12 protein-coding genes are annotated in these 14300 nt (G+C 49.1%); 10 read left to right on the top strand and 2 right to left on the bottom strand.

All coding sequences use genetic code 11. From position 1 onward, the window contains the following. Nucleotides 1–135: 135 nt before the first annotated feature. Together VK958_RS07500 and VK958_RS07495 are read left to right on the top strand one after the other, a co-directional pair. The gene (locus VK958_RS07500; protein ID WP_325240334.1) at nt 136–1296 is read left to right on the top strand and encodes a GGDEF domain-containing protein; all 1161 of its coding nucleotides are present in this window, start codon (nt 136–138) and stop codon (nt 1294–1296) included. A gap of 82 nt (nt 1297–1378) precedes the next feature. Continuing rightward, nucleotides 1379–2347: a hypothetical protein gene (locus VK958_RS07495; protein ID WP_325240332.1), complete on the top strand. Its 969-nt coding sequence runs from the start codon at nt 1379–1381 to the stop codon at nt 2345–2347. A 50-nt stretch (nt 2348–2397) separates the two neighbouring features. Here VK958_RS07495 and VK958_RS07490 read toward each other — a convergent pair whose 3' ends face one another. Both VK958_RS07490 and VK958_RS07485 read right to left on the bottom strand, forming a co-directional pair. Next, on the bottom strand, nt 2398–2901 hold the full coding sequence (locus VK958_RS07490) for a disulfide bond formation protein B (protein WP_325240330.1): 504 nt from the start codon (nt 2899–2901) through the stop codon (nt 2398–2400). 107 nt (nt 2902–3008) lie between these two features. Then, on the bottom strand, nt 3009–4052 hold the full coding sequence (locus tag VK958_RS07485) for a lytic transglycosylase domain-containing protein (protein WP_325240328.1): 1044 nt from the start codon (nt 4050–4052) through the stop codon (nt 3009–3011). A 205-nt stretch (nt 4053–4257) separates the two neighbouring features. Between VK958_RS07485 and xseA the strand changes: the two genes are divergently transcribed. The 8 genes from xseA (at nt 4258) to prmB (ending at nt 14171) form a co-directional block, all read left to right on the top strand. Beyond that, on the top strand, nt 4258–5478 hold the full coding sequence (gene xseA, locus VK958_RS07480) for an exodeoxyribonuclease VII large subunit (RefSeq protein WP_325240326.1): 1221 nt from the start codon (nt 4258–4260) through the stop codon (nt 5476–5478). A 108-nt stretch (nt 5479–5586) separates the two neighbouring features. After that, nucleotides 5587–7470 carry a potassium transporter Kup gene (locus VK958_RS07475; RefSeq protein ID WP_325240324.1) on the top strand — a complete coding sequence of 628 codons (1884 nt, stop codon included), beginning with the start codon at nt 5587–5589 and terminating at the stop codon, nt 7468–7470. 117 nt (nt 7471–7587) lie between these two features. Beyond that, nucleotides 7588–8415, top strand: a complete 828-nt coding sequence (locus tag VK958_RS07470) for a M48 family metallopeptidase (protein ID WP_325240323.1) — start codon at nt 7588–7590, stop codon at nt 8413–8415. Between the two features lie 104 nt (nt 8416–8519). Next, a complete protein-coding gene (gene dapD, locus VK958_RS07465) occupies nt 8520–9347 on the top strand; it encodes a 2,3,4,5-tetrahydropyridine-2,6-dicarboxylate N-succinyltransferase (RefSeq protein WP_325240321.1) in 828 nt (275 codons plus the stop codon). A 246-nt stretch (nt 9348–9593) separates the two neighbouring features. Then, nucleotides 9594–11666 (top strand): bifunctional diguanylate cyclase/phosphodiesterase, encoded by a 2073-nt coding sequence (locus tag VK958_RS07460; protein ID WP_325240319.1) that lies wholly within the window; start codon nt 9594–9596, stop codon nt 11664–11666. A 91-nt stretch (nt 11667–11757) separates the two neighbouring features. After that, the gene (locus VK958_RS07455) at nt 11758–12111 is read left to right on the top strand and encodes an ArsC family reductase (RefSeq protein WP_325240317.1); all 354 of its coding nucleotides are present in this window, start codon (nt 11758–11760) and stop codon (nt 12109–12111) included. Nucleotides 12112–12116: 5 nt separating this feature from the next. Then, a complete protein-coding gene (dapE, locus tag VK958_RS07450; RefSeq protein ID WP_325240315.1) occupies nt 12117–13256 on the top strand; it encodes a succinyl-diaminopimelate desuccinylase in 1140 nt (379 codons plus the stop codon). Nucleotides 13257–13268: 12 nt separating this feature from the next. Beyond that, entirely contained in the window at nt 13269–14171 is a 903-nt protein-coding gene (gene prmB, locus VK958_RS07445) for a 50S ribosomal protein L3 N(5)-glutamine methyltransferase (protein WP_325240313.1), read from the top strand. The last annotated feature ends 129 nt before the right edge of the window (nt 14172–14300 follow it).

Genomic DNA, 14300 nt, shown 5'->3' with positions numbered 1-14300 from the left:
ATTGAGGTAATAATTTAATACACTCGCCAGCTTAATATATGTAAAATTCCCATGTTGTTACTGAGTTAGCTGGTGAAGTACGCATTTTACATAAACTGACTGCATCACAAAAACAATAATTTCCAAGGAAAACGGATGTTGAAAAAGTGGCTTAGCCGAGTGCTGGTGGTCATGTTACTTCCGATCCAGCTTTTTCCTAAATTAACCGATACCGTTAACGTCCGTTACAAGGTTATTTTCCTCAATAACGTTTTCACCTTTGCCGGCCTGGTTTCGCTTGCCATGAGCGTGATCCGCTGGAATACCAATCCCTTTCTCGGCAAAGTCGACCTCCTGTTTTCCTGTATCGCATTTATCCTGCTATGGATTCTGCACCGCCATCATAAAATGGTTGAATTAATTGCAAGTATTGCCCTGTGGTTATGTTTCGTCCAGTTTCTTATCGTGTTTTTTCTCGCTAATGGCAATCCAACCCGCAGTGGCTTGCTGTTATTAGTGCTAGCTTCAGCCTTTTACCTGAAAGGCCGCAAAGCAGGATATTCAATGCTGGCGATCATACTGGCTCTGGTGGTGGGCAACCATTTATTGGGAATGTTCCCTTCTGAATTCAATAATCTGGATATCCTCAGCCTGGGGTTTTACATGCTGGCCCAGTTTTTTATCATTCATAACTATGAAAGCCTGCGCGAGACACAGACCAACTATTTGAAAGCGTTAAATACTGATCTGGAAGCAGTCGTCAAGCAACGCACAGAACAGCTGGCTGCAGTGAATTCGGCATTGGAGAAAGAAAAAGAAAACCTGACCAGGCTGTCCAGCACAGACCATTTAACCGGCCTGAGCAATCGCCATCATTTCGAGGCTGTTTTTGCCGAGTATTCTCCCGCTGCGAGTGGCAAAACCCCAGATGCACTGATATTAATTGATATCGATAATTTTAAGAAAATCAACGATACCTACGGGCATGTGCTGGGTGATAAGGTGCTCAAAAGCGTTGCTGAATGCATTAAACAACATAGCCGGATTTCGGATATCACTGTGCGTTGGGGTGGTGATGAGTTGATCGTGTACGCGCCTCGCACGTCACTGAAGCAAGCCACGCAACTGGCTGAAAAAATGCGCAAACAGATACATTCACTTGAAATTACCGAGATAGAGTCAATCACCATTAGTGCCGGTGTTGCCGTGATGCAAGCGGGTGATACACTCTCACACTTGCTGCACCGCGCTGACAACGCGTTGTATGAAGCCAAGCAGGCCGGGCGTAATTATGTATACTCGGCTGCGCCAGGCTAAATACTCCCTTAAAAAAGTACAAACTCCGGATTTAGTTTTATTTATGATGTTTAGAGACACTGCCCTTGTTGTATTCGCTTGCTTGCAGTTCATCCTACCAAGCCCTGATTTACATGCCGAGCAATGGCAAACCGTTCAGGGCCGCGAAAAATTCCTGACTGTTTCCGTTGACCTGGACTCGCTGCAAGTCGGCCAGCTCGATGACATGATCCGCTTCAAATTAAGGGCCGATGATCATGACGACACTATTATCACCAAGTATGTGCAGGCATCATGCAGCGAGTTTTCGATAGAAGCAGAACGTGAAGTGGTGTTTCGTAAATCCACTATGACTTCAGAAACAGTGGACTGGAAAAGTGATACCGCGTTGAAGAGCAGCGCCGAATCTTCCCAGGCAAGATTGTCGTTCTGGGGATACACCCAGGCTTACGGGCAAGCTATTTCACTGGCATGCCGCAGGGTCGGCAACCGGGCGCCAGAGCGTTTGTTAAGCATGCCTGCTACCAGCGACCAGTGTGCAATGACCAACCCGTTACGCAAAGTTGCATGTGCCAGTCATGGCAGCTGGCGTGCCAATTACAAGCTATATATGTCGCGCTCGCATGATGTGATCCACAACTGCGGTATCGCGGAAGACCGCATGACCAAACAGGCGGCATGGCTGTTGAAAAATGTCATGCGTTGCCAGAATGAAAGTTGCGGCAATGAGATTCTGGAAAACTGGATACATAAACGCGGTGAAGATATTGCCAGCGTTATTCATATGCCGAAAAATGCCAGCTACAGCCGGAGCAGCCAGCAAGGGCCATTATGCAAATCACTGAACCAGGCAGACCAGGCGATTGCCAGCATGCAAACTGAAGAGATTTATGCCAAAGCCAAATACCTGGGCTGCGTGAAGCGCGAGACAGCCAAATTACGTGCAGCCAGCATCCCCAATGACATGGTGCCACAATTGGCTGAACAATCATGCGAAAGCCAGTTTCAGGAATGGCATGAGACGATATCCAGGCAATCTGCCATGCTGGAAAAAACAGCATCCCAGCATTAAAGAAAAAGGCGCTGTTTAAAGCGCCTTTTCCTATTCAATCAGAATAATCATCAACGACTGCAATGTCTCGCACGAAACAGGAAGACTGCATAGGTGCCGAATACTAAAAAGCTGATCAGCCCCAGTTGCGGCAAAGTCAGACCCAGGAAAGTCCAGTCAATCGCGGCACAATCACCGGTACCACGAAACACCAACGTCAAAGCTTTCTTCAGCGGAAAGTTTTCAAACATATAATCAAACCCCACGCCGCAGTCGGCAATGATTTCATCTTTATGGACTTGCAACCACCAGTGACGGATCGCCACGCCTACGCCACCCAGAGCAGTCAATATCTCAACCACTGTCAGCCCGGCACTTAACCAGGATTTAGGCGGTAGAAAAGCATGTAATAAAAAAAGCACGCCTAAACTCATAAAAATAATGCGCTGTGAAATACAGAGTGGACAAGGCTCGAGGTTGTAATGCACCTGGATTGCCAGCGCCAGTGCAACTATCCCGAAACAGGCCACAAACCCTGACAAGTAGCCGCCTTTACCTTTAAACCATTGACACATTGCATGCTCCTGCGCATTGAATAAAAGTGAATTGTAATGGATTAAACGCTAATGAGGCTGCTGGTTTAGTCATCGTCTCTGACTTTGATAAATGTCTGAAGCTCAATTCAGGATGCGGCAGAGTCTGCATCACTCTCGCGCATGGCTGACTTTTGCCTAACCTCATGATGTTTCTTTTTGTAGTACTGAGCAACGCGCTTCACATAATCACGCGTTTCGGGATAAGGCGGGATACCTTTATGCCGCTGCACGGCATTTTCGCCCGCATTATAGGCTGCGGTCACCAACTCGACATCACCTTTAAAATGGCCAATGAGCCAACGTAAATAGGAAAGCCCGCCCTTGATATTCTGTTCCGGGTCATAAGCATCTTTGACATGGAACCTGGCCTGCGTATCCGGCAGCAATTGCATCAAGCCTTGTGCCTTCTTACGCGAAGTGGCTTTAGGATTAAAGCCAGACTCCACTGCGATTACCGCCATGGCAAGGTCAACATCTACACCATACTTCGGCGCATGCTTTTTCACTAACTGATAGACCGGGCCACGTTTGCGATACAACACTTGTGCGGCAGAGTTTTCATGCGCATGCATACATGCCGGCAGTTTTGCCAACTCAGCATTGCCCGGCTCTTTATCGAGCCATTCCCTGGCATCCCTATGTCCTTGTATCGCCGCCAAACTAAAAAAGCGTGCCGCAATATCATGGTTTATTTCCACACCTTTGCCGGTGCTGTATAACCAACCCATGGCAAATTGTGCATCCGGGTCGCGCGCCTCGCCTGCGAGCGCACAATAATGCGTATAGGCTTGTTCATAACTGGTAAGGCCCAAGGCATTTTTAGTGCCGGAAGCGAGGCTGATTTGCAGTTTGATAAATTGCTTGTAAGCATCATTCTGCATTTTTGACTGCTCGCGGGTATAGCTGGTGATAGGCTCGCTTATTGCCGGAGTATCAGCTACTTCAACTTGTTTCGCTGGTCGGGGTATGACAGCTTCAGTAATAGGCTCACTTATGACAGGATCACTTGCGACAGCCTCATCGTCAGCAGCAGACGTCAATGGCCATAGCGTAAATAACGCCAGCGCAAACAAAAGTGAAATTAATGAATATGTATTAGCAGGGAAATATATGTTTTTATTGAATCGCATTATTAAACACCATATTAAATATCTCAATGCCCCAATTTAAGACTCATATGCGTTGGGAAAGTGCCGGCTAGAATTTTTAAAGTGTGCGAAAGCATCGTCATAAATTATTTTTATATTTATTGCTTGGCTGGGGACCACAGAAAATCTGCTGGAATTCATAGAAAAAATAGCAAAATCACAACGGGCTGTTGGATAATGTGGCCCTATGGCTAGTTTGTTATCGACGTCTTCCAAACAACTCTTGAGTGTCAGCGACCTGACACGGCTGACCAAAGAATTGCTGGAGACCAGTTTTCCTTTATTCTGGGTGAGTGGCGAAATATCCAATTTCACCCGTGCGGCCAGCGGTCACTGGTATTTCTCCCTCAAGGATGCCAAAGCGCAGGTGCGTTGCGTCATGTTTAAAGGACGCAACAGCCTGGTGGAAAGCATGCCGCGCGAAGGTGACTCGATAGAGGCACGCGCAACGGTGACACTGTATGAGGCGCGTGGTGATTTCCAGCTGACCATCGAGTTTATGCAGCCCGCCGGGTTGGGTCGCCTGTACGAGGCTTATGAACAATTAAAACAGCGTTTGCAGGCCGAGGGCTTGTTCGACCAGTCGCGCAAACAATTTATCCCCAGCGACCCGCATACCATTGGCGTCGTTACTTCTCCGGATGCAGCAGCGTTGCGCGATGTGATCACCGCGATACGCCGACGCCACCCCGGCATTGCTGTGATCATTTACCCGACGCCAGTGCAAGGCAAAGGCTCGGCCGAGCTGATTGCGAATGCCATCCGCCTGGCCGATCAGCGGCAAGAAGTCGATACGTTATTGATTTGCCGTGGTGGTGGCAGTATTGAAGATTTATGGTCATTTAACGAAGAAGTCGTCGCGCGTGCGATTGCCAATTGCCGCCTGCCGACTATCAGTGGCGTGGGCCATGAAACCGATTTCACCATTGCCGACTTTGTCGCCGATTTGCGTGCTGCGACGCCTACGGCGGCGGCAGAACTAGCCTGCCCGGATCAGTCGCAATTACGTTTACAGGTTAGCCAGTTACAACTAAGACTGATGCGCGCCATGCAATCCCTGTTGCAAAAACAGGCACAAACACTGGATTATTTATCGCGCAGGATGATTTCACCGACACAGCAGTTACAGCAGCAAAAGCAATCCCTGGAGCAGTGGCAGCATCGCTTGCAGCTAGCGATGCAACATCTTTTGGATACACAGTTACGTCGGCTGGACCATTTTTCGACCAGCCTGCAACAGCTGAATCCACATCAGGTATTGGCGCGTGGCTATGCCATCGTGCAAAAAACTGATGGTCTTGCAGTCACAGACTCCCGACAACTGACTTCGCAGGAATCGTTGCGTGTTACTTTGTACAAAGGATCAGCGGAAGTGGTGGTCACCCAGGTCATCAAACCTGATGATTAAGGTTTTTTACATATTCTTAACATAAGGCATACAGGCGCGGCTGCAAAAATCTTTGGTTAAGCTGTCAAATTGACAGATAATGAACGTTTGCTTTACGTCGTTCACACAATGGACAATACAAAAAGTCAGCCTGCGGCATTGCATACCATGGCACTTGCCGCACTCGGGGTCGTATTTGGTGATATCGGAACCAGCCCCCTCTACACGATGAAAGAAGTATTTGCGGTAGGTCATCATCCGCTACTACTCACGCTAGATAACGTTTACGGTATCTTATCGCTGATTACCTGGGCACTCCTGCTCATTGTCTCCTTCAAATATGTGGCTTTTATCATGCGGGCGGATAACCGTGGTGAAGGCGGCATCATGGCCTTGCTGTCTCTTGCCAGCCGTTACGCAGGTGGCGAGCCGGAGCAAAGAAAACGCATCATGATGCTGGGTATCATCGGTGCCTGCATGTTTTATGCCGACGGCATGATTACGCCGGCGATTTCAGTATTATCCGCTGTCGAAGGGCTGGAAGTCGCTGCCCCGCAGCTGGATGACTGGATAGTACCGATTACATTACTCGTCCTGTTCCTGCTATTTTGGGCGCAAAGTAAGGGGACCGCGGTGATGGGGGCGTTTTTTGGCCCTATCATGCTCACCTGGTTTGCTGTGCTGGGTATTCTTGGCGTGATCAATATCAGCCATCATCCTGAAATCCTCAAAGCCCTCAGTCCTTATTACGCTTACCTGTTTTTCAGCACTCAACCAAAAATCGCCTTTATCGCATTAGGCGCAGTCGTACTGGCCGTTACTGGTGCCGAAGCGCTCTATGCTGACATGGGTCATTTCGGCCGCAAACCGATCCGCCTGGCCTGGTTCCTGTTTGTATTACCGGCATTGATCTGCAACTACTTTGGGCAAGGTGCATTGATTCTTGCCGACCCTGATTCTATCCAGAATCCGTTCTATCACCTGGCACCCGACTGGGCGCTTTTCCCGTTGATTATCCTGGCGACACTTGCCACAGTGATCGCTTCGCAAGCGGTGATCACAGGTGCATTCTCTGTATCCCGCCAAGCCTTGCAGTTAGGATTTATCCCTCGCATGCACGTTGCCCACACTTCTGAACAAACCGAAGGCCAGGTCTATATGCCAAGGGTGAACTGGGGCCTGATGGTGGCTACCATGGGACTGGTGGTAATTTTTGGCAGCTCTGGCGATCTGGCTGCTGCTTACGGAATTGCGGTGACTGGCGACATGGTGATCACTACTCTGCTGGCAGCCGTGGTTTTCCATCATTTGTGGGGATGGAGCAAACTCAAAACTGCCTGCCTGATTTCACTATTCCTGGTGATTGATTTATCTTTCTTTACCGCCAATATCCTGAAAATTCCTGATGGTGGCTGGGTACCACTATTGATGGGCCTGATTATTTTTACGCTGATGCGCACCTGGAAAACCGGTCGCGCTTTGCTCTACAGCATCCTCAAATCAGAATCGATGGAGCTGGTGCCATTTATTAAAGCGATAGGTGCGCATCCGCCGGCCCGCGTCAATGGTGCCGGCGTGTTTATGACACCTAACCCGGACGGCGTCCCGCATGCCCTGCTACATAACCTCAAACATAACAAGGTGTTGCATGACCGGGTTGTGATCCTGACAGTGCGTTTTGAAGATTACCCATACACCAGCGAGGAAGAACGTATTTCGGTGGAAAACCTGGACTATGGTTTCTACCGCGTGACTATCCGCTATGGCTATATGGATGAACCGGATCTGCCACGCGATCTTGCGCTGACTGAAGCCAAAGGGTTGACACTGGACACCATGGATACTTCTTTCTTTGTCGGCAAGGAAAGTCTGATTGCTTCAGACAAGCCAGGCATGGCTTTCTGGCGTAAAAAGATATTTATTGGCTTGTTCAGGACCGCGGAAACCATCACCAACCAGTTCAAATTACCGCCCAACCGGGTGGTGGAACTAGGGTCACAGGTCAAAATCTAAGATCGGGATGCAAAAGCAAAATTTAAATTGGTCTACATGCCTTTGTCACACTAGAATGCTATAAAAACAACCCGTATCCAGGCTGGATTATTCCAGTACCGAGAAAGGAAAAAACGAATGTCCATAGTTACAACAACGTCGATTAAAACCACCTCCATCACCCTCCTGTGTGCCCTGCTTTCTGCTTGTGCCAGCACTACCAATAACAGCGTGTCCGGTGTTCAGCGTAGCCAGCTACTTTTATTGCCAACCAGCACGGTAAACCAGATGTCCTCACAGTCATATACCGAAACATTGCAGGTAGCAAAGAAAAACAACACACTCAATGCTGATAAGGCTCTGTTGACCCGGGTGACCACTATTTCAAACCGCCTGATTGCGCAGGTAGGTGTGTTCCGCCCGGATGCTGCGCAGTGGAAATGGGAAGTCAATGTCGAAAAAAATGATCAGTTGAATGCCTATTGCATGCCTGGGGGCAAAATCATGGTGTTCTCCGGCCTGGCTGAAAAACTCAAAGCGACTGATGATGAATTAGCCGCAGTCATTGGCCATGAAATTGCCCATGCACTGCGAGAACATGGTCGCGAGCGCATGTCGCAGGCTTATATACAGCAATTTGGTTTGCAGGCCCTGGCAACGGTGGTTGGCGGCAATGCAGGCAGCATGGCGGCTCAGGGTGCAGGTCTGGGCAGCCAGTTGCTGTTCTCCATGCCTAACGGCAGGGAGCAGGAGCGTGAGGCTGATCGCATGGGACTGGAGCTGGCAGCGCGCGCAGGCTACAACCCTGAAGCTGCTGTGAGCCTATGGAAAAAAATGATGGCGGCTAACAAAGAAGCCCCGCCTGAATTTTTAAGCACCCATCCTTCCAGTGAAAACCGCATTAAAGATCTGCAGGCGCTGACACCTAAAGTCATGCCGCTTTACCAGGCGGCGAAATCAAAATAACGGCCTTCGGCTTTGCACATGCTAGCCACATACAATCAGCACTAAAAACCCGGAATTAGGTTAAAATTTCGGGTTTTACTCATTCCTATCATTTAGAGAACATCATGGATCCACGTCTAACTATTATTGAGGCGGCTTTTGAAGACCGCGCCAACATCAACCCAGCGAATGCTTCTGCAGAAATCAAGCAAACCGTTGCTTCCATTCTTGATGACCTGGATGCAGGAAAACTACGCGTAGCCAGCCGTATCGGCGACACACAACAGTGGGAAACACATCAATGGCTGAAAAAAGCCGTGCTACTGTCTTTCCGCCTGAAAGACAATTATCTGATGGATGATGGCGTTACCCGTTACTTCGATAAAGTAGACCCGAAATTCGCAGATTACACTGAAGAAGATTTCAAGGCGGGTGGCTTCCGCGTGGTGCCAAATGCCATCGTACGTAAAGGCTCATTCATTGCCAAAAATACCGTGCTGATGCCTTCTTACGTCAACATCGGCGCCTATGTAGGCGAAGGCTCCATGGTGGATACGTGGGCAACAGTGGGTTCATGTGCACAAATCGGTAAAAACGTACACCTGTCAGGTGGCGTAGGTATTGGCGGCGTGCTGGAACCTGTTCAAGCCGGCCCCACCATTATTGGCGACAACTGTTTCGTTGGTGCACGCTCTGAAGTGGTTGAAGGCGTAGTCGTTGAAGACAACTGCGTGATTTCCATGGGTGTTTATATCGGCCAATCTACCAAGATTTATGACCGAGAAACCGGTGAAGTGCATTTCGGCCGCGTACCCGCTGGCTCTGTGGTTGTCTCAGGCAACCTGCCTTCCAGCGATGGCAAATACAGCCTGTATTGCGCCGTGATTGTGAAAAAAGTGGATGCCAAAACACTCAGCAAAGTCGGCATTAACGAATTATTACGCGGCATTTAAACGCATCGCATTCAACGGGAATCGCTTTAAATCAACAACACTGAAGGACATTGGGCTGAGCTTTATTGCAGGCTTGGCTCAAGTTATCAGTAGCCTTGGTCGATATAGAAGTGATTCTCGTTAAGGCTCAGGCTTAAACGAGAATTTTAGTATGGAGAGATAGATAACCGGCAGCACAATGATCTTGCAACAACCGTAGTAGTGTCACAACACCAACAATCAGAATAATCGTGTAATTACTCACTTATGACTACAACGCATTTCTTTGTCCCGATTCTGTTCACACTCAGTGTGGCCGGGTGCTATTTTGCGTTTGAACTGGTAGATCGCTTGCGTACGGTGACCGCCAAAGACCATGACAGTCTGCTCAGAAAAAATTCAGTGATTGTTGCGCTGGGCGTATTCCTCTTGCACTGCGGCTATCAAATGTCTGCCGATAACTTCCCCAAAATTGCCGAACACCCGGTCGATTTCGTGGGCAGCCTGCTATGTGCCTACATGCTTTCGCTTTCGTTACTCAGCACGGTCAACAAGAAAAAACTGCCGTTGCGAGAGCTTTTATACGGCTCGCTGGCTGCGGCCATGAGTGGTTACCTGCTTTCGTATTTTTACCAGATCAGCGCCGGCGCGATTAATACACGTATCGATACCTGGACTGCCTTATTTGCATTCTTCCTGGCTTGCCTCACATCAGCACTCGCTATTGTGACCATGCTGTGGATCAAAGGCTACGAAGGCAAAGCCTTGCAACGCCTCAAACTCATGTTCTCAGTTGAAATCGCGCTCGGCTTCCTGGCCTCGCATGCGGCGATTAACCTGAGCATATTGCATAACAATATGTTCATCGGCCAGCCAACTGACCAGGCTGGCAATTACCTGGTGCTGCTGTTAACCCTGGCCCCGGTGCTGCTATTTATCACTTCATTCATCCTGGTGATCTTTTACGAGCGTAATGTCGACCTTGCGCAGAGCAAACTGACGTTTCGCAATACGCAGAGCGCCAGCAAGAAGTTCCTGGCTTATGACCCGCTGACGCACCTGCCAAATCGCGATGCGCTCAATCAGCACCTGGCTATCAATGCCAAACGCTGTGACCGTAATGGCGAGTCACTGGCGCTGGCCTACATCGACCTTGATCATTTCAAACCGGTCAATGACCAGTTTGGCCACCATATTGGCGACCTGCTGTTGATTGAAGTTTCCAAGCGTATAAGCAACGCTATCCGTAACTGTGATTATGTGGCACGCGCCGGCGGTGACGAGTTTATTGCCGTGCTCAGTGAAATTGAAAACCATCAGAGCGCAGTGACCGTGATCCAGCGGATTATTGATTCGCTACGCGAGACCTTCATCATTGAAAATCATGTGATAGAAATTTCGTGCTCTATCGGTATCTCCATGTATCCGCAGGATGGCAATCTGCAAAAACTCAAATTGAATGCGGATGCAGCGATGTACAAAGCCAAGGAAAATGGCAAAAACCAGTACCGTTTCTTCGATGCCGAAATTGAGCAGGCTTCTGACGAAATGCAGCAAACGCGTATCGAGTTGAAAAAAGCGATTACCGAACTGGAATTCAGGTTGTTATTCCAGCCCAAGGTGGATGCTGTTACCCGGCTGGTACATGGTGCAGAAGCCCTGTTACGTTGGCAACACCCTACCCGCGGTCTGCTTTCCCCTACGCATTTTATCGAGGCAGCCGAGCGTTTTGGCATGATTGAAGAGATCAACGCCTGGGTGATTTCGCAAACCTGCAGCACCATTAGCCAGGCAAGGGACCGCGGCATAGACCTCAGCATTTCAGTTAACCTGTCTAACCAGCAATTCAGGAATAAGCATCTCGATACGCATATACAAGCTATTCTCGAGGAACATAAGGTAGAAGCGCGCAACCTGATCCTGGAGGTATCTGAAACCACGGCTATTCATCATCAGGCACAGTTCAAGGAAACCTTGCGGCACTTCAAGAAACAAGGCTTAAAAATCTCACTGGATGATTTCGGCTTGCATCCTTTTAGCTTGACGCACCTGCAAGATCTGGAGATCAGCGAAGTCAAACTGGACCGTTCGCTGACGAAAAACGTAGCTGTTTCAAAAACAGCATTGTCGATTGTTGAAGCGATTGTCAAACTGGCACATGCGCTGAATCTGAACGTGGTAGCTGAAGGCGTGGAAGATGAAGATCAGCGCCAGGCACTGGTCAGCATCAACTGCGACCAGATGCAGGGTTACCTGTTTTCGAAACCGGTTGAGCAAAAATTCCTGTTTGATGTATTCAGTGAATTGCAGCTCAAGTCGACCACCAAAAGCCTATTCTGACGCTCACGCGCAGCCTATCGCTTGCGCCTAATAAATTCCAACACCGTTGCGCTGGCTGGTAAAATGGTTTCTTTGACCAAGATCTATCGCCATGAAACTTTACGGCATCCCCAATTGCAGCACCGTCAAGAAAGCGCGCGCCTGGTTAGATCAACAGGCAATCGCTTATGAATTTCACGACTTTAAAAAGTTAGGTTTAGACACTTCCACAGGACAACAATGGTTGAAACAGCAGCCTTGGGAAAAACTGGTGAATCGCAGTGGCATGACCTGGCGCAACCTCAGTGATGCTGAAAAGAATGCAATCGTTGATGATCCTAGCGCACTGGCCCTGATGCAAGACAAAACCTCGGTAATCAAACGTCCGCTGCTGGTCGATAACGATCAGATTCTCGCGCTCGGTTTCAATGAAACCGATTACGCTAAACTTTTTGCCAAAGAATAATCCTCATGTCAAAAACACTGGAACTCGCCATTGACTTGCTTAAACGCCGCTCCCTGACACCGGAAGACGCCGATTGCCAGGAAACCATGATCGCCCGCCTGGAGCCGCTGGGCTTCAAGATTGAGCGTATGCGTTTCGGCGAGGTAGATAACTTTTATGCCCGCCGCGGCAATACCGGCCCATTGCTGGTGTTTGCCGGCCATACCGATGTGGTACCCACCGGCCCGCTGGATAAATGGCACACACCGCCCTTTGAACCAACCATTAAAGATGGCATGCTGTATGCACGCGGTGCGGCCGATATGAAAACCTCACTGGCAGCCTTTATCACCAGTATCGAAGAGTTTGTGGCAGAAAATCCGGAGCATCCCGGTTCGATTGGTTTGCTCGTGACCTCTGATGAAGAAGGTATTGCCATTGAGGGCACGGTAAAAGTCGTAGAAGCACTACAGGCACGCGGCGAGAGTTTTGACTATTGCATCGTCGGTGAACCGACCAGTAACAAACGGGTGGGCGATATGATAAAAAATGGCCGCCGTGGCTCATTGTCCGGTCAGTTAACGGTAAAAGGCATACAAGGCCACATTGCTTACCCGCACCTAGTAAAAAACCCGATTCATATGGTCGCGCCTGCAATCAAGGACATGGTGGAAACGGAATGGGATAACGGTAATGAATACTTCCCGCCTACCTCGTGGCAGATTTCCAATATGAATGGCGGCACCGGCGCGACCAATGTGGTACCGGGTGAAGTCGAGATCCTGTTTAATTTCCGTTATTGCCCTGAGGTCGATGGTAAAGGCAGTTCAGAAGCCAGCCTGCGCTCACGCGTACATGCGATCCTGGATAAACATGCGCTGGATTATGCACTGGAATGGGAACATAACCAGTCCTATATCACGCCGCGCGGCCAATTGGTGGAAGCCATCAGTGAGGCCATCCAGCAAAGCTATGGAATAACGCCTGAACTTTCTACTACTGGCGGCACATCTGACGGACGCTTCATCGCGGATATATGCAAGGAAGTGATTGAATTCGGACCCCTGAATGCCACTATCCACAAACTGAATGAATGTGTGGGTGTAGCGGATATCGAACCCTTAAAAGAGACCTACAAGCGGACCATGCAATTACTGCTGAAATAAACCAAATAACCTATGACGCAAACTCTACAAACCATACGTGACTGGCTGCGCTATGCGGTTAGTCGTTTTGAAAACTCGGATATTTTTTATGGTCACGGCACCGATAACAGCTATGATGAAGCGGTCTGGCTGGTGATGAGTGCTTTGCATTTACCACACGACACCCTGGATAATTTCCTGGATGCCCGGTTGACGGCAGAAGAAAGCCAGAACCTGGCAACATTGATAGAAAAGCGTGTCACTGAACATACGCCAACTGCTTACCTGGTCAATGAAGCCTGGTTACGAGGATATAAATTCTATGTCGATGAACGCGTGATCGTACCGCGCTCATTTATTGCCGAATTGCTGGAAAATGGTTTGCAGCCATGGGTAGAGTTTCCGGAAATGGTAGAGTCAGCCGCCGATATTTGTACCGGCTCTGGCTGTTTAGGCGTACTGCTGGCTGAGGCTTTTCCTAATGCGCATATCGATGTGATCGATATTTCGCCGGATGCGATTGAGGTCAGCAATATCAATATCGCACGCTATGGCCTGGAGCATCAGGTACAAACCGTGCAGTCTGATATGTTTACAGCACTTAAAGGCAGGAAATATGACGTCATCATTAGTAATCCGCCTTATGTAGATGCGCACAGTATGGCTGAATTACCGGCGGAGTATCGCCAGGAGCCACAACTGGCGCTAGGCAGCGGTGATGCGGGCTTGGATCACACGCACACGCTACTTACACAAGCCAGTGAATACTTAAATGACGGTGGTGTACTGGTGGTCGAGATCGGTCACAACCGTGATGCATTGCATGCGGCTTATCCTGACCTGCCATTCACGTGGCTGGATACCAGCGGCGGCGACCAGTTCGTGTTCATGCTGACCAAAGAGGACTTGCTTGAAGCAGGTTTGCTTGCAGGGTAAAGCTTCAGTTAAAAAATCTAAAGCTTTGCGCTAAGTCGAGTTTTTCTCATGATACGAGGCCGTTGAACTTATCTGCTGTGATTTCAGGCTAAAACCTTAGTTTTATCCGCTTTAGCCGCGACCACGATA

This window comes from Methylophilus sp., assembly GCF_035460085.1.
Lineage (GTDB): Bacteria > Pseudomonadota > Gammaproteobacteria > Burkholderiales > Methylophilaceae > Methylophilus.
Note: the sequence above shows the minus strand (reverse complement) of the source record. Positions and strands in the feature narration are given on the sequence as shown.